Source organism: Enterobacter sp. fkY84-1, assembly GCF_052974705.1.
The window spans coordinates 1,181,098-1,197,305 of record NZ_CP169393.1 but is presented as its reverse complement, the minus strand read 5'-3'; the positions used below and the strand labels follow the sequence as shown (position 1 = coordinate 1,197,305).

At 59.2% G+C, this 16,208-nt stretch carries 12 protein-coding genes; 8 read left to right on the top strand and 4 right to left on the bottom strand.

The window, feature by feature from the left end; translation table 11 throughout:
* Positions 1 to 48: 48 nt before the first annotated feature.
* Genes entF through fes form a run of 3 tightly spaced genes read right to left on the bottom strand, consistent with a single transcriptional unit; the run spans position 49 to position 5,325 of the window.
* Positions 49 to 3,906, bottom strand: a complete 3,858-nt coding sequence (gene entF, locus ACEPLT_RS05560; protein WP_232928016.1) for an enterobactin non-ribosomal peptide synthetase EntF — start codon at positions 3,904 to 3,906, stop codon at positions 49 to 51.
* On the bottom strand, positions 3,903 to 4,115 hold the full coding sequence (locus ACEPLT_RS05555) for an MbtH family protein (protein ID WP_023343555.1): 213 nt from the start codon (positions 4,113 to 4,115) through the stop codon (positions 3,903 to 3,905). The genes entF and ACEPLT_RS05555 overlap by 4 nt, the downstream gene beginning before the upstream one ends.
* Before the next feature lie 10 nt (positions 4,116 to 4,125).
* The gene (fes, locus tag ACEPLT_RS05550) at positions 4,126 to 5,325 is read right to left on the bottom strand and encodes an enterochelin esterase (RefSeq protein ID WP_032674333.1); all 1,200 of its coding nucleotides are present in this window, start codon (positions 5,323 to 5,325) and stop codon (positions 4,126 to 4,128) included.
* 144 nt (positions 5,326 to 5,469) lie between these two features.
* Here fes and ACEPLT_RS05545 point away from each other — a divergent pair, with 144 nt between their 5' ends.
* The 5 genes from ACEPLT_RS05545 to ACEPLT_RS05525 all read left to right on the top strand — a co-directional run bounded on the left by ACEPLT_RS05545 (position 5,470) and on the right by ACEPLT_RS05525 (position 10,022).
* The gene (locus tag ACEPLT_RS05545; protein ID WP_032674332.1) at positions 5,470 to 7,719 is read left to right on the top strand and encodes a TonB-dependent siderophore receptor; all 2,250 of its coding nucleotides are present in this window, start codon (positions 5,470 to 5,472) and stop codon (positions 7,717 to 7,719) included.
* Between the two features lie 85 nt (positions 7,720 to 7,804).
* Positions 7,805 to 8,446 (top strand): enterobactin synthase subunit EntD, encoded by a 642-nt coding sequence (gene entD / locus ACEPLT_RS05540; protein WP_032674331.1) that lies wholly within the window; start codon positions 7,805 to 7,807, stop codon positions 8,444 to 8,446.
* Between the two features lie 153 nt (positions 8,447 to 8,599).
* Positions 8,600 to 9,160 (top strand): hypothetical protein, encoded by a 561-nt coding sequence (locus ACEPLT_RS05535; protein ID WP_021242623.1) that lies wholly within the window; start codon positions 8,600 to 8,602, stop codon positions 9,158 to 9,160.
* Positions 9,157 to 9,513, top strand: a complete 357-nt coding sequence (locus ACEPLT_RS05530; RefSeq protein ID WP_032656129.1) for a putative T6SS immunity periplasmic lipoprotein — start codon at positions 9,157 to 9,159, stop codon at positions 9,511 to 9,513. The genes ACEPLT_RS05535 and ACEPLT_RS05530 overlap by 4 nt, the downstream gene beginning before the upstream one ends.
* Positions 9,513 to 10,022 (top strand): Hcp family type VI secretion system effector, encoded by a 510-nt coding sequence (locus tag ACEPLT_RS05525; protein WP_032656127.1) that lies wholly within the window; start codon positions 9,513 to 9,515, stop codon positions 10,020 to 10,022. The genes ACEPLT_RS05530 and ACEPLT_RS05525 overlap by 1 nt, the downstream gene beginning before the upstream one ends.
* Before the next feature lie 157 nt (positions 10,023 to 10,179).
* Here ACEPLT_RS05525 and betT read toward each other — a convergent pair whose 3' ends face one another.
* Entirely contained in the window at positions 10,180 to 12,213 is a 2,034-nt protein-coding gene (gene betT, locus ACEPLT_RS05520; RefSeq protein ID WP_447088336.1) for a choline BCCT transporter BetT, read from the bottom strand.
* Positions 12,214 to 12,341: 128 nt separating this feature from the next.
* On the opposite strand from betT, the gene betI reads away from it, so the two are divergent.
* From betI to betA, 3 genes are read left to right on the top strand one after another with little or no spacing between them, the layout of a single operon-like run.
* Positions 12,342 to 12,929, top strand: a complete 588-nt coding sequence (betI, locus tag ACEPLT_RS05515; protein WP_008500977.1) for a transcriptional regulator BetI — start codon at positions 12,342 to 12,344, stop codon at positions 12,927 to 12,929.
* A gap of 13 nt (positions 12,930 to 12,942) precedes the next feature.
* Entirely contained in the window at positions 12,943 to 14,415 is a 1,473-nt protein-coding gene (gene betB, locus ACEPLT_RS05510) for a betaine-aldehyde dehydrogenase (protein ID WP_032674329.1), read from the top strand.
* 13 nt (positions 14,416 to 14,428) lie between these two features.
* Positions 14,429 to 16,093 (top strand): choline dehydrogenase, encoded by a 1,665-nt coding sequence (gene betA, locus ACEPLT_RS05505; protein ID WP_032674328.1) that lies wholly within the window; start codon positions 14,429 to 14,431, stop codon positions 16,091 to 16,093.
* Positions 16,094 to 16,208: the final 115 nt, after the last annotated feature.

Below are 16,208 nucleotides of genomic sequence, written 5' to 3'. Positions count from 1 at the left end.
GCTCCCGTAGGCCGGGTAAGGCGTAGCCGCCACCCGGCGCTTTTGACGTTACCCCAAAATCTCCCTCAACACTGGCCCAATTTTCTCAAACGCCTGCGGTGAAATGATATCCACGTGGGCGCAGTCCTGGCTGTACACCTCCAGTTCCCCCACCCACGGTGCCCAGGCGGCCTGCGGATCCATCATGCGCGTGCGTTCGGCAACAAACAGCGTCGCCTTACCGTCAAAGCGTGAACTGTGCGCCGTGGTGAGCAGCCGCACCGCATCGGCGTAGTTGCCTTCGATAGCGTTAAACAGCTCGCTGGAGCCCTGCCCCTGCTGCGCGGCGATAAACGCCTGACGCTCGCGCTCGATCTCCGCCAGCACCGCCGGGTCGAGGCCGTTGGCCTCTTTTTCCGCCCAGTTCTGGGTTTCCGGCGGCCAGGTATCCAGCAGGCCGAGGAACGCCACCGCTTCACCCTGCTTGCGCAGGCGGGCCGCAATGCCCTGCGCCAGCGTGCCGCCGAGGGAATAGCCGAACAGGTAATACGGCCCCTGCGGCTGCTGCTTACGCAACGTGTTCAGGTGATGGTCGATGACCCCATCGAGATCCGCGCACTGCTGCATCGGGCCGTCCGGACGCGGCGACTGAATGCCGACGATGGACCAGCGCGGGCTGAGGTAGCGCGCCAGGACGCTAAACTGCCAGGCAAAGCCGGACGCCGGATGGAAGCAGAACAGCGTCGGGCCGTTGCTTTCACGCAGCGGCAGAAGGGTTTCATACCCCAGACGCTGCGCCTGCTCGTCGCTCAGTTGCGAGTCCAGCAGCGCGCTGAGCTTGCCGACCGTCGAGGCGACCATAATCTGCCCCGGCGTGACCTTGCGGTTGAACGCGCGGCTGAGCTGCGCCGCGAGGCGCATCGCCAGCAGCGAGTGGCCGCCGAGGGCAAAGAAATCCGCCTCAATGTCGCTGATCTCACAGCCCAGCAGCGCGGCAAACGCCTGCGCCACGGCGATTTCGGTTTCGCTTTCCGGCGCGCGACCGGAGGTTTTACCGGTCAGTTCCGGCAGCGGCAGCGCCTTGCGATCCAGTTTGCCGTTGGCGCTCAGCGGCAGCGCGCTGATTTGCAGCAGCACCACCGGCACCATATGCGGTGGTAGCTGGGTTTTGAGCGATTCCAGCAGCGCGTCGCGGTCCAGCGGTAAGCCGGATTCAGAAACCACGTACCCCACCAGCTGGCGCGCATCGCCGCCCGTCGCCGCCGCCTGGTTGAACACGCAGGCGTGCGCCACGGCCTGGGCCACGTCCGGCAGCGACAGCATCGCCCGGTCGATTTCACCCAGCTCGATGCGCTGGCCGCGGATTTTGAGCTGGTCATCGCTGCGGCCCAGATATTCCACCGCGCCGTTATCCAGCCAGCGGGCAACGTCCCCGGTGCGGTACATCCGCTCGCCCGGCGCGAACGGGTCGGCGATAAAGCGGCTGGCGGTGAGATCGGGGCGTCCCAGATACCCCTGCGCCAGCTGAATGCCGGTGAGGTAGAGATCCCCCGCCACGCCGAACGGTACCGGGCGCATCATCGCATCCAGAATGCGCAGCCCCGTATTCCACACCGGGAAACCGATCGGCACGCTGTTGCCTTCCACCGCCGCCAGCTCGGGCCCAAAAGCCGGATACCAGCTGACATCCACCGCCGCTTCCGTCGGGCCGTAAAGGTTATGCAGCGGCACGTGCGTCAGCTGTTCCCACTCGCGGCACAGCGCCGTCGGCAGCGCTTCGCCGCTGCAGAACACCTGCTTAAGCGTGTTGCAGCACCCGACGTTTTCCGGCGTCAGCGAGGCAACAAACGCCGCCAGCATCGACGGCACGAAGTGGGTAGTGGTCACGCCGTAGTGCCCGAAGAAGCTCTGCATTGCCTGCGGGTCGCGGTGCGCGTCCGGCTCCGCCATCACCAGCTTCGCCCCGGCGATAAACGGCCACCAGAACTCCCACACCGACACGTCAAAGCTGCACGGCGTTTTCTGCGCCACCACATCGTTCGCGCCCAGCGGATAATGGTCCTGCATCCACTTCAGGCGGTTAACGATGGCGGTATGGCCGACCATGACCCCTTTTGGACGCCCGGTCGAACCGGAGGTAAAGATGATGTACGCCGTCTGCTCCGGCTTCGCCAGACGCAGCGGCTCAGCATCGGTGGCCGGTAACAGTGTGTTGTAACTACACGTCGTAATAGGCAGATCGCTAAAGCGCGGAAGCTGTTCGTCGGTGGTAATGAGCAGGGACGGCTTCGCGTCCTCGAGCATCATCCGCAGGCGATCGTCCGGGTAGCCGGTGTCGAGCGGCAGCCACGCGGCGCCCGCCTCCACAATCCCGTGCAAGGCTAACGTCAGGAATACCGAGCGCGGCAGGGCCACCGCCACGCTGTCGCCCGGCTTCACGCCGCGCGCGCGCAGCAGGTTTGCCAGCGCGACGACCTGCTCGCGCATCTGACGATAGCTGAGTTCAACGTGCGCATCCGCCAGCGCCGGGGCATCCGGCGTTTTGCTCGCCTGTTCCGCCACCAGATCCGCGAGCGTGGTGGACGGCAGCGCCAGTCCGGTATCGTTGATGCGCGCGAGCTTTGCGTATTCCTGTTCTGAAACGGTTTCCACCTCGCCGCAGCGCAGGTCCGGGTTGGCCGCAAACTGCACCAGCATCGCGTTCAGGCGCGCGACGTGACGCGTCAGCGTCGCCTCATCGTAGCGCTGCTTATTGGCGAGGATCTCCATGCTCAGCCCGCCCTGCTCGTCCGGGAACAGCGCCAGCTCCAGATCGTTCACCGGGCCGGTCGCCAGCGTGTGGGTGATGGCCTCCACGCCGTCGATATCCAGCTGGTAGTCGAACACTTTAACGTTCAGCACCGGCCCAAACAGCGCTTCATCACCCGCCGCTTTCCCGCTGTCGCGCACGATCTGCTCGGCGTCGTAGCGCTGGTGGCGGCGCATTTTTTTCAGCTGGTTCGCCAGGCGCAGCGCCAGCGAGGGCAGGCTCTCCTGGGGATCGATATTGACCGCCAGCGGCAGGACGTTAAGCACCGGCCCGGTCGCGGTCAGCGCCGCGGACCCCATCCTTCGCATAAAGATAAACCCGGCGGCGTAGTCCAGCCGTCCGGTGAGGCGCCCCAGCCACAGCGCCACCAGCGCAAGCGCCAGGTCGGTGCGTTGTACCTGCCCTGCCGCCTGTGCAAGCTGGCTGAAGGCGCGGCCGTCGGCGGTAATTTTCAGACGCAGAATGTCGGTCGTGGCGGCGCGGCCCGGCAGCGGCGCGGAGGAGAGCGAGACCGGAGAAGGCAGCTCTTTGCGCTGCCCGGCCCAGAAGGCGCCGTCGCGCCGGTACGCCTCGCTGTCGCGATAGCGCTGATACTCGTCCACCACCTCTGCGAATGGCGTAAACGGGGATTCCGGCGTGGGTTCGCCCTTTTTCCACGCGGCATAAATCGCGGCGATCTGGCGGGTAATGGCCGGGAAGCTGAAGCCATCCACCACAAGATGGTGATAGCGCTGATACCAGTACCAGTGGTTTTCACCGACCTGAATCAGCTGATGGAAAGCGAGCGGCTGACCGCTGTCCACGCGCAGATCCTGACTGAGATCGGCGTCCATCAGCGCCACGGCGGCGGCGTGGGAATCAACGCGAACGATGGACGGTTCCGGCAAAATGACGGTGCCATCCACCCACTGCCATACCTCGCCGTTATCTTCGGCAAAGCGCATGCGCAGGGTATCGGCCTGCATCATGCCCGCGGCAATGGCTTTAGCCAGCAGCGGCGCATCGATATCGCCTTTCAGCTCGGTGTAGTGCGCCACGCTCCAGGCGTTTGGCAGCGTGGACAGCTGTTCCGCCATCCAGATCCCCGGCTGGGCGGCGACGAGAGGAAGACGGTTCATGCGTTCTCCCCCGCGAAATAAGACGGCTCAAGCGTCTGCCAGCGTTCCGCCAGCCACTGCTGGCACGCCTCCTGAGACCGTGCTTCGCACACCACGCCCCACCCTGCCGGCAGTTCGCACTGCTGTGGCCACAGGCTGTACTGCCCCTGGTCGTTTTGCAAAATGGCGAACTGTCCCTGCGGATTATCGAAAGGATTGCTGAATTCCATACAGACTCCGTTAGTGAATAAGCGGCTGCCAGAGGGTGATAAGCCCCTGCGTCAGCCCACCGCGCCAGCAAAGCGCATCGTGTCCGCCGTCAACCTGACGCCAGATAACCGGTTGGTGTGTGTGCAGTTCGGCATATATCGCCTGATTCGCGCGGAAGATGAGCGGCTCGTTGCGCCCGGCCTCAAGAAGGATGCGTAACCCGCGAGGGGATATTTCGCCGGCTTTAAGTTGTTCGATTAACAGCCCGTCCTGCTGGCCGCCGCGGTGCGGCCACCAGTAGGAGCCGGACTGGCTAAGCACGCAGCCAAAACGCTGCGGCCAGTGCAGTGCGGCATAAAGGGAAGAGAGACCGCCAAAGCTTTGCCCTGCGACCACCGTACGGTCGGCGCGGTCGCTGAACGGCACGCGTTTTTTAACAAGGGGGAGAAGTTCTTCCTGCACCGCCAGCCAGAAATCGGAATTGCACGGCAGCTCGCGGTTGCGATGCGCCATGTCGATAACATCGATTAAGACGTAGACCGCAGGCGGCAGTTTGCGCTCGCTGGTGAGCGACGCCAGCGCAGGCCAGACCGGCATACTTTCGGCCCAGAACTGCCCGTCAAGCAGCACCGCCAGCGGACGTTCCGGGTCGTCGCCCCCGGTAGTGAAAATCCAGACGCGACGGCGATTTTTCAGGCGCACGCATTCCCACTCAATGCAGACTGGCGGCTGATACGGCGTATCGGGATGATTCCACCCCGGCTGAACCGGCGCTTCCGGCATCTCCAGCGCGGAGACGGCATGGCCGCGCCCGCCGCGCCAGCTCTGCGGGTTCAGCGGGTCTGAAACCGCGTGCGGCAGCAGCTTGCGCCACCCTTCGCGCAGCGCCATGCGCTCCGGCTGCTCGCCTTCAAACACGACGCTGGCAAAATCGTTTTCATTCACGGAAGGGATAAAACAGTAGCTTCCGCGCCACTCGGGGCTGAACTCGCCCTGCCACTGCCAGACGTCGGTATCGGGAATGCGTTCGAGGGACTGCGGGCGGGCATTTTGGTGGTGATCGGTCACGCCGGTGACGTAGAGCCAGACGCGTTTGATTGGTGACGTTCTTTGCGTTCCTGCCGGGTCACGCCACCAGAACGTGACGCGATAGTTTCCCTTTTCCGGCCTCCATTCAGGCCCGTTTTTCGACTGCCACCACGCTTCACTTCCCGTTGTTAACGCCGTCACCCTTATAACCTCATGTTTAACAGTCTTTTTTGTTTCAGAGCAAATTTTATTGATAATATTATTGATAACTATTTGCATTTGCAATAGCGTAGTGCCCGCGCTGTGGGAAGCGCTCATAAAACAACCACAAAAGCAGGACGTACAATGAATAAGAAGATTCACTCTCTGGCCTTGCTGGTCAATTTAGGGATTTATGGCGTCGCGCTGCCTGCTCTGGCAGACGACAACACCGCCTCTGCGCAGCACGAAGACACGATGGTGATCACCGCCGCCGAGCAGAATCTGCAGGCGCCGGGGGTATCGACCATCACCGCCGATGAGATCCGGAAAAACCCGCCCGCGCGCGACGTGGCGGAAATCATCCGCACCATGCCGGGCGTTAACCTGACCGGTAACTCCACCAGCGGCCAGCGCGGGAATAACCGTCAGATTGATATCCGCGGCATGGGGCCAGAAAACACCCTGATCCTGATCGACGGCAAGCCGGTGACCAGCCGTAACTCCATCCGTCTGGGCTGGCGCGGCGAGCGCGACACCCGCGGCGATACCGGCTGGGTGCCGCCGGAGATGATCGAGCGCATCGAAGTGATTCGCGGTCCGGCCGCCGCGCGCTATGGCAACGGCGCGGCAGGCGGCGTGGTGAATATCATCACCAAAAAATTCGACGACCAGTGGCACGGCTCCTGGAACACCTACCTGAATGCGCCTGAGCACAAGGATGAAGGTTCCACCAAACGCACCAACTTCAGCCTGAGCGGCCCGCTGGGCGGCGACTTCAGCTTCCGCATGTTCGGTAACCTGGACAAAACCCAGGCCGACGCGTGGGACATCAACCAGGGTCACCAGTCTGACCGTACCGGTGCCTACGCCGACACGCTGCCTGCTGGCCGCGAGGGTGTAGAAAATAAAGACATCAACGGCGTGGTGCGCTGGGACTTTGCGCCGATGCAGTCTCTGGAATTTGAGGCGGGCTACAGCCGCCAGAACAACCTCTACGCCGGTGATACCCAGAACACTAACAACGACAACAGCTCCAACGGCCTGGTGAAAAAGAACTACGGCAAAGAAACCAACCGTATCTATCGCCAGAACTTCGCGGTGACCTGGAACGGCGGCTGGGATAACGGCATTACCACCAGCAACTGGGCGCAGTACGAGCACACCCGCAACTCCCGTCTGGGTGAAGGGCTGGCGGGCGGTACGGAAGGCTTATTCAACAGCAATAAATTCACCGACACCGATCTGGCCGACGTGATGCTGCACAGCGAAATCAACCTGCCGATTGATTTCCTCGTTAACCAGAACCTGACGCTGGGTACCGAGTGGAACCAGCAGCGCATGAAAGATTCCACCTCCTTCACGCAAACCCTGCAGGGCGGCACCATTCCGGGCATGAGTAACGATCGGAGCCCGTACACGTCGGCAGAGATTTTCTCTCTGTTCGCCGAAAACAACATGGAGCTGACCGACAGCACCATGCTGACCCCTGCCCTGCGCTTCGACCACCACACCATCGTCGGCAACAACTGGAGCCCGTCCCTGAACCTGTCGCAGGGTCTGGGGGATGACTTCACGCTGAAGATGGGCATCGCCCGCGCCTATAAGGCGCCGAGCCTGTATCAGACCAACCCGAACTACCTGCTCTACAGCAAAGGTCAGGGCTGCTACGCCAGCTCCGACGGCGTAGGCTGCTACATGATGGGTAACGACGACCTTAAGGCCGAAACCAGCATCAACAAAGAGATTGGTCTGGAGTGGAAGCGCGACGGCTGGCTGGCGGGCGTGACCTGGTTCCGCAACGACTACCGCAACAAGATCGAAGCGGGCTACGCGCCGATCGGCCACACCTCATCTGGTAAAGTGCAGACGGATATCTACCAGTGGGAAAACGTGCCGAAAGCGGTGGTTGAAGGGCTGGAAGGCTCCCTGAACGTGCCGGTCAGCGACACCATTAACTGGACCAACAACATCACCTACATGCTGCAGAGCAAGAACAAGGAGACCGGCGACCGTCTGTCGATCATTCCGGAGTACACGCTGAACTCGACCCTGAGCTGGCAGGTTCATCAGGACGTGTCGCTCCAGTCGACCTTTACCTGGTACGGCAAGCAGCAGCCGAAGAAGTACAACTACAAAGGTCAGCCGGTGACCGGGTCTGAAAAAGACGAGGTCAGCCCGTACAGCATCGTTGGTCTGAGCGCAACCTGGGACATGACCAAAAACGTCAGCCTGACCGGCGGCGTGGATAACGTCTTCGACAAGCGTCAGTGGCGTGCGGGTAATGCCCAGACGACCGGGAACGCCACCACCGGCGCGTATATGTACGGCGCGGGGGCTTATACCTATAATGAGCCAGGCCGCACGTGGTATATGAGCGTGAATACGCGATTCTGATAAAGGCAACAACGCCGCCCTCTCCCCGTGGGAGAGGGCTGGGTGAGGGCATCAGGCCGCACTATTTATTGATAGAGGGGAAACCATGCACACCACCCACCGCACGTTCATTCTCGCCGGCCATACCGTACACCACGTCACCTTCGACCCAACCACCTTCACCGACGCCGATATCCTCTGGCTCCCCCACCACGCTGAGCTTGCAAACGCCGGGCGCAAACGCAAAGCCGAGCATCTGGCAGGCCGCATCGCCGCCGCGCATGCCTTACCTGACCACACCGTGCCCGGCATCGGCCCCAGCGGTGAACCGCTCTGGCCGGAAGGCGTTTCAGGGAGCATCACCCACAGCGGCACGCAGGCGATGGCGGTTGCCGTCCGTTATCCAGACGCGCTTGTGGGTATTGATTGCGAAGCCATTCTTCCTGACCGTGAAGCCCGAGAAATCCAGGACGGCATCATTGATGCACAGGAAGCGATGTGCCTGACGCGCTCGGGCTACCCCTTTGCGCTGGCGTTGACGCTTGCATTCAGCGCCAAAGAGAGTCTGTTTAAGGCACTCTACCCGCGGGTGAAGATTTACATGGGTTTTGACTGTGCCCGCATAACAAGACTCAATGAGAAAACACTCACGCTAGCGCTGACCTACCCACAGGCTGAGTTTAAAGTAGGAACTCTATTTACACTTCACTGGCTGCTTCATGGCGACCACGCGATCACTTTGCTGTAACGCTCATCAGGTTTCGAAAATCTTCTTTCATTCCCTATTTGATTTATTTCTCACAACGCAAAAATCGTTTTTTAGGAATATATCAATCTTCTTTTCCATTTCGACAGGAGTAGGATAAAAACCCAATAACCACACTATTACAATGGATTTATAATGCCGGTAAATGAACGCATTATTCCCACCTCAGGAACCCCGATTAACCCAGGCGGTATCCGACAACTCACCATCGGTGAGATAGCCCTCGCGAAGACGCTTTACGGTTACAGTATCCATTATCATCTGGTGTGGGTGCACAGGGAAAGTTATCTTCCTTTTAATCTCCAGCCTGTCGATATAGCGATGAGTCCCAATGGTGAAATGTGGTTTAGAGAAGAAACTTATTCACCTGATTTCTCATTAGAGGACGACTTAGTTAAGAAGCATAGATTTATGCATGAGATGATGCACGTCTGGCAAACACAAAAAGGGATGTTTGTCAGGACCAGAGGATTATTTTCCGGTATTGCTGACTATACTTATAGTTTAGATAAAGTATCTCTATTGCATTATGGGTTAGAACAACAAGCATCAATTGTAAGCGATTACTGGTTATTGAAATACTTTGGTCTGGATAAAAATCAAAGTTTATTACAATATCGCGATCTGCATCTTAAAGAAACACTCTATTATCTCCTGAGTAAATACCAAACAGTCTTAAAAGGATTTCCCGGATGAAAAAACTGCTGTTCATTATAGCTATGTGTATTTCAATTACCGGTTGTCCCGGTGGTAAACGAGCCCCAAAAACACGACTAACTTTTATTAATGGCAATCATATTTGTTTCAGCATTAATAAAAATGACATATTGAAGTATTATACAATATATTCAAGCAAATCCCATCAGATAAGCATAGTGGCTGGTTCCGGATACGGTGATTTAAACCTTTCCTATCCTGATACCTGTATGAATATTAAATGGGAGAATGAACATACTTACGTAATTCACTACGGCTTAAATGGCAAAGAATATGTACATCAGTTCGATATCGATAAAAATGGCAAGCTAATAAATTTAGGAGAACGATAATGTCACTACCCGCTTACCTATTTCTCTACGACGAGAACGGAATGCTCGTACAGGGCGAATGTATGATGCCAGGTCGAGAAGGTGCTATCGAAATCATGAACAGCAGCTATGGTGTAAAACAAGCCGTCGATAGTCATACCGGAAATATGACCGGAACACGACAGCATGGCCCGGTTACGCTGCATAAGCAATTAGATAAGGTAAGTCCTTACCTTGCCGTTGTCGCTTGCGAAGGAAGACGCCTGCAAAAAGCCATTATTAAATATTATGAAATTATTGAAGCGGGAGCAGAAAGAGAGATCTACACCATCACGCTTGATAGCGTGGTAATATCATCTTTAGATTTTACGCATGTATACTATCCAGGCAGTTCTGCCCCTAACATGCATGAAGTAGTAGGCCTGCGATTTCGTGGCATTCAATGGAACTATGTTAAAGGCAATATTATTTATGATGATGCATGGATGAAATCTGCGCAGAAAGAAAAACAGAATGGTGAATATAAATAAAGGAAATATTGCCTTTCAGTCCCAAAGCACATTTAACGCCTGATGGCGCTTCGCTTATCAGGCCTATGGTAAACCGGTTTTGTAGGCCGGGTAAGGCATCGCCGCCACCCGGCATGAAGGCAGCGGCGATGCCTTTTTACGTTCTTCACTTCAAGGTTCAAACATCCGGGAACATCACGCTATTCCCCGGCGCTTCCCTGTGCAGATGGATAAAGTTCAGGTGCCGCTCATACTGGTCCAGAATGTCCGTAATCACCTGCTCCTTGCTGTAGTCCATCAAATCATTCCCCTGGCTCCCTTCCAGCAGGAAGGTCTCAAGCCGGTAGTAGGTCGACTTCCCGCTGCGCGCCCGGTAGGTAAAACCGGGAACCGAGTACTGCTGCGGCCAGATCTTATAGACAAAGTTCTGCTCGTCGCCCATGTGCACCAGCAGGTCCAGGTGCCCCAGGGTCTCGCCCTCCTCCGGCGGCAGGTTTTTCAGCTCCACGTAGGCGCCACGCAGCTTCAGTTCCTGCGCCACCTCTTCCATTGCCGGGAAGCAGACCGTCTCCATCATCTGTTTGGTGTAGCGCGTGCCCGGGTAGTTCATCAGGCGCGACAGGCGTTTCTTCCAGCTCAGTCTGTCCTGCGCCCCCATCGGACGCGGTGCGGTATCGCGGCTGGCGCTGACGCGGCGGTAATCTTCCACCTTGAGCGATTTATACAGCCCGGCCATCACAAAGAAGATGACGAAGCTGAACGGCAGCCCCATGATCACCGTGGTGTTCTGTAGCGCCGAGATGCCGTTGGTCATCAGCATCCCAAGCGTCAGCAGGCCGATGGCGACGGACCAGAAGATGCGCAGCCAGTTCGGGGCATCGCTGTTGATATCCTTCAGCTTCGAGGTGAAGTTGCCCAGCACCAGCGCGCCGGAATCCGCCGAGGTGACGTAGAACAGCAGGCCGGTAATGGTCGCCACGGAGGCGCTAAAGGTGAACGCCGGGTACTGCGCCAACAGGCTGTAGAAGCCGCGCTCCGGGTGCGCCATCGCTTCCTGTGCAAAGGTCGCGTTGCCGTGGATGATCTCGTGCAGCGCGCTGTTGCCGAAAATCGACAGCCACAGCAGGGTAAAGGTGAACGGGATGATCAGGGTGCCCATCACAAACTGACGAATGGTGCGCCCGCGCGAAATACGCGCCAGGAACAGGCCAACAAACGGCGACCATGCGACCCACCACGCCCAGAAGAACAGCGTCCAGTTGTTCATCCACTCCACCGGACGGTCAAAGGCGAAGCTGTTCAGCGTCATGCCCATAAAGCGGTTCACGTAGTCGCCCACGTTCAGCACTAAGGCATTGAGCAGGAACGAGGTGTCGCCCATAAACAGCACGAACAGAATCAGGCCCAGCGCCAGCGCCACGTTCAGTTCGGAGAGCACGCGGATGCCTTTATCGACGCCCGACGTCACCGAAATGGTGGCAATAATGACGGAGAGCGCAATCAGCGCCGCTTTCGCCGCCATCGAATCCGGAATATCAAACAGCACGCTCAGCCCGTAGTTGAGCTGCACCACGCCAATCCCGAGCGTGGTCGCAATACCGAAGATGGTGCCGATCACCGCCGCGATATCGACGCTGTGGCCAATCGGGCCGTTAATCTTTTTACCGCAAATCGGGTACAGCGCGGAGCGAATGGTGAGGGGCAAATTATAACGATAGCTAAAGTATCCCAGCGCCATGCCCATCAGGGCGTACATTGACCAGCCGGTCAGGCCGTAGTGGAACAGCGTCCAGACCATCGCCTGGCGCGCGGCCTCCATCGTCTGCCCTGCCCCTTCCGGCGGCTGCATATACTGCGTGACCGGTTCCGCCACGGAGAAGAACATCAGGTCAATGCCGATGCCCGCGGCAAACAGCATCGCGGCCCAGCTCAGCAGGCTGAACTCGGGCTTGGACTGCTCTGGCCCGAGCTTCACGGAGCCGAAGCGCGAGCAGGCAATGCAGACCACAAAGACGATGTAGAGCGTGGCCGCCAGCAGGTAGTACCAGCCGAAGGTCTTCGATACCCAGTTCAGGGTGCGCCCAATCCACTCGGCAGAAAAATCGCGAAAGAAGATCGTTGTCAGGGAAAACAACAAAATCAGCCCGGCGGACGTATAAAAAACGACCGGGTTGATTTTGTCTTTTTCTCTGTCCTGTGAAAGGTCTGTCATCCAGTATCCTCACTGTTTTTGTAACCATTAAAATCCAAATCCGCAACAATTAAGACACATTTTATATTGAACGTCCAATCAAAAACCGCTTTAATGGTTAACCAACGCTGATGAATGGAGTGGCAATAATGCCCAAAGTGGGGATGCAGCCGATCCGGCGCAGGCAGCTTATCGACGCCACGCTGGAAGCAATAAATGAAGTGGGAATGCATGACGCGACGATCGCGCAGATCGCCCGTCGGGCAGGCGTTTCCACGGGGATCATCAGTCACTATTTCAAAGACAAAAATGGTCTGCTGGAAGCGACCATGCGCGACATCACCGGCCAGCTGCGCGATGCGGTATTAAGCCGCCTGCACGCCCTGCCGAACGGCAGCGCGGAGCAGCGTCTGCAGGCGATTGTCGGCGGTAACTTTGATGAAACCCAGGTGAGCAGCGCGGCGATGAAGGCCTGGCTGGCCTTCTGGGCAAGCAGCATGCATCAGCCCATGCTCTACCGCCTGCAGCAGGTGAGCAGCCGCCGCCTGCTGTCGAACCTGGTGTACGAGTTCCGCCGCGAGCTTCCGCGCGAGCAGGCCCAGGAGGCGGGCTACGGGCTGGCGGCGCTGATCGACGGACTGTGGCTGCGCGCCGCGCTGAGCGGCAAGCCGCTGGATAAGACCCTGGCGCAGTCGCTCACCAGCCACTTTATCAGCCAGCATTTACCGACCGACTAACCGAGGAGAATTTATGTCCCGAATGGCAGAACAGCAGCTTTATATCAATGGTGGTTATACATCTGCCACCAGCGGTCGCACCTTCGAGACCATCAACCCGGCCAACGGTGAAGTCCTGGCGACCGTACAGGCCGCCGGGCGCGAAGACGTCGATCGCGCCGTAGAAAGCGCAACGCGCGGGCAAAAAGTCTGGGCGGCGATGACCGCCATGGAGCGCTCTCGCATCCTGCGTCGCGCCGTCGACATCCTGCGCGAGCGCAACGACGATCTGGCAAAGCTGGAAACCCTCGACACCGGTAAAGCGTATTCCGAAACCTCAACCGTGGATATCGTCACCGGCGCGGACGTGCTGGAGTACTACGCGGGGCTGATCCCGGCGCTGGAAGGCAGCCAGATCCCGCTGCGTGAGACCTCATTCGTCTACACCCGCCGCGAGCCGCTGGGCGTGGTGGCGGGCATCGGCGCGTGGAACTACCCGATCCAGATCGCCCTGTGGAAATCGGCCCCGGCGCTGGCGGCGGGCAACGCGATGATCTTCAAGCCGAGCGAAGTGACGCCGCTTACCGCCCTGAAGCTTGCCGAGATCTACACCGAAGCGGGCCTGCCGGACGGCGTGTTTAACGTCCTGCCTGGCGTGGGCGCAGAGACCGGCCAGTACCTGACCGAGCATCCGGGCATCGCGAAAGTCTCTTTCACCGGCGGCGTCGCCAGCGGCAAAAAGGTGATGGCCAACTCGGCGGCCTCGTCCCTGAAAGAGGTGACGATGGAGCTGGGCGGTAAATCCCCGCTGATTATTTTCGACGATGCGGATCTGGATCTCGCGGCGGACATCGCCATGATGGCCAACTTCTTCAGCTCCGGCCAGGTGTGCACCAACGGCACCCGCGTGTTTGTCCCGGCTAAGTTCAAAGCCGCGTTTGAGCAGAAAATCGTTGAGCGCGTGGGCCGCATCCGCGCGGGCGATCTGTTCGATGGAGCTACCAACTTTGGCCCGATGGTCAGCTTCCCGCACCGCGACAGCGTGATGCGCTACATCGCCAAAGGCAAAGAGGAAGGCGCGCGCGTGCTGTGCGGCGGCGACGTGCTGAAGGGCGAAGGCTTCGATAACGGCGCGTGGGTGGCCCCAACCGTGTTCACCGACTGCACCGACGAGATGACCATCGTGCGCGAAGAGATCTTCGGCCCGGTGATGTCCATCCTCACCTACGAATCCGATGAAGAAGCGATTCGCCGCGCCAACAACACCGACTACGGGCTGGCGGCAGGCATCGTCACGGCCGACCTGAACCGCGCCCACGGCGCCATTCACCAGCTCGAAGCGGGCATCTGCTGGATCAACACCTGGGGTGAATCCGCCGCAGAGATGCCGGTCGGCGGCTACAAGCACTCCGGCATTGGCCGCGAGAATGGCGTGATGACGCTGCAGAGCTACACCCAGGTGAAGTCCATCCAGGTTGAGATGGGTAAATTCCAGTCCATATTTTAACCGGGAGGTTTATTTGCAATTTGACTACATCATTATCGGGGCCGGCTCTGCCGGCAACGTGCTGGCGACACGACTGACTGAAGATCCGAACACCACCGTCCTGCTGCTTGAAGCAGGCGGGCCGGATTACCGATTTGACTTCCGCACCCAGATGCCCGCCGCGCTGGCGTTCCCGCTGCAGGGCAAGCGCTACAACTGGGCGTACGAAACCGAGCCAGAGCCCTTCATGAACAACCGCCGCATGGAGTGCGGACGCGGCAAAGGGCTGGGCGGCTCGTCGCTGATCAACGGCATGTGCTACATTCGCGGTAACGCGATGGACCTCGACCACTGGGCGAAAGAGCCGGGCCTGGAGCACTGGAGCTACCTCAACTGCCTGCCCTACTACCGCAAGGCAGAGACGCGCGACGTGGGGCCGAACGACTACCACGGCGGCGACGGCCCGGTGAGCGTTACCACCTCGAAACCGGGCGTGAACCCGCTGTTCGAGGCGATGGTGGAGGCGGGCGTACAGGCGGGCTATCCGCGCACAGACGATCTCAACGGTTATCAGCAGGAGGGCTTCGGCCCGATGGACCGCACGGTCACGCCGCAGGGCCGACGCGCCAGCACCGCGCGCGGCTATCTGGATCAGGCGAAACCGCGTCCGAACCTGACCATCCGCACCCACGCCATGACCGATCGCATCCTCTTTGAGGGCAAGCGCGCGGTGGGCGTCGAGTGGCTGGAGGGTGAAAGCACCATCCCATCCAAAGCGACGGCAAAAAAAGAAGTGCTGCTGAGCGCCGGGGCGATTGCCTCCCCGCAGATCCTCCAGCGCTCCGGCGTGGGCAACGCTGACCTGCTGAAGCAGTTCGATATCCCGCTGGTGCACGATCTGCCCGGCGTGGGGGAAAACCTGCAGGATCACCTTGAGATGTACCTCCAGTACGAATGCAAAGAGCCGGTCTCCCTCTACCCTGCCCTGCAGTGGTGGAACCAGCCGAAGATTGGCGCGGAGTGGCTGTTTGGCGGCACCGGCATAGGTGCGAGCAACCACTTCGAAGCGGGCGGGTTTATCCGCAGCCGCGAGGAGTTTGAGTGGCCAAACATTCAGTACCACTTCCTGCCGGTGGCAATTAACTACAACGGCTCGAACGCGTTGAAAGAACACGGCTTCCAGTGCCACGTCGGCTCCATGCGCTCCCCGAGCCGTGGACACGTGCGCATCCAGTCGCGCGATCCGCACCAGCATCCGGCGATCCTGTTCAACTATATGTCCCACGAGCAGGACTGGCAGGAGTTTCGCGACGCGATCCGCATCACCCGCGAGATCATGCACCAGCCCGCGCTGGACAAGTACCGCGGCCGTGAAATCAGTCCGGGTATTGACTGCCAGACCGACGAGCAGCTGGACGAGTTTGTGCGTAACCACGCCGAAACCGCCTTCCATCCGTGCGGCACCTGCAAGATGGGCTATGACGAGATGGCGGTGGTCGACGGCGAAGGCCGCGTTCACGGGCTGGAAGGGCTGCGCGTGGTGGATGCATCGATTATGCCGCAGATCATCACCGGCAACCTGAACGCCACCACCATTATGATTGGCGAGAAGATTGCCGACGCCATTCGCGGTCGCGAGCCGCTGGCGAAGAGCACGGCGGCGTATTATGTGGCGAACGGGGCACCGGTGAGACGCTAAGTCATTTGCCCTCTCCCCACCGGGGAGAGGGGATTCACTTCCCCGCCACAAATTTATTTTCATTTCCCTGCATCCAGTTTCCCCCCGCCCCTCGTATATGAGTATGTGAGCAACG

Coding starts and splice junctions, on each gene's coding strand:
- betI (WP_008500977.1), top strand. CDS start 12,342: ATGCCCAAAGTGGGGATGCAGCCGATCCGGCGCAGGCAGCTTATCGAC.
- entD (WP_032674331.1), top strand. CDS start 7,805: ATGCACACCACCCACCGCACGTTCATTCTCGCCGGCCATACCGTACAC.
- entF (WP_232928016.1), bottom strand. CDS start 3,906: ATGAACCGTCTTCCTCTCGTCGCCGCCCAGCCGGGGATCTGGATGGCG.
- betT (WP_447088336.1), bottom strand. CDS start 12,213: ATGACAGACCTTTCACAGGACAGAGAAAAAGACAAAATCAACCCGGTC.
- ACEPLT_RS05545 (WP_032674332.1), top strand. CDS start 5,470: ATGAATAAGAAGATTCACTCTCTGGCCTTGCTGGTCAATTTAGGGATT.
- ACEPLT_RS05525 (WP_032656127.1), top strand. CDS start 9,513: ATGTCACTACCCGCTTACCTATTTCTCTACGACGAGAACGGAATGCTC.
- ACEPLT_RS05555 (WP_023343555.1), bottom strand. CDS start 4,115: ATGGAATTCAGCAATCCTTTCGATAATCCGCAGGGACAGTTCGCCATT.
- ACEPLT_RS05535 (WP_021242623.1), top strand. CDS start 8,600: ATGCCGGTAAATGAACGCATTATTCCCACCTCAGGAACCCCGATTAAC.
- betB (WP_032674329.1), top strand. CDS start 12,943: ATGTCCCGAATGGCAGAACAGCAGCTTTATATCAATGGTGGTTATACA.
- ACEPLT_RS05530 (WP_032656129.1), top strand. CDS start 9,157: ATGAAAAAACTGCTGTTCATTATAGCTATGTGTATTTCAATTACCGGT.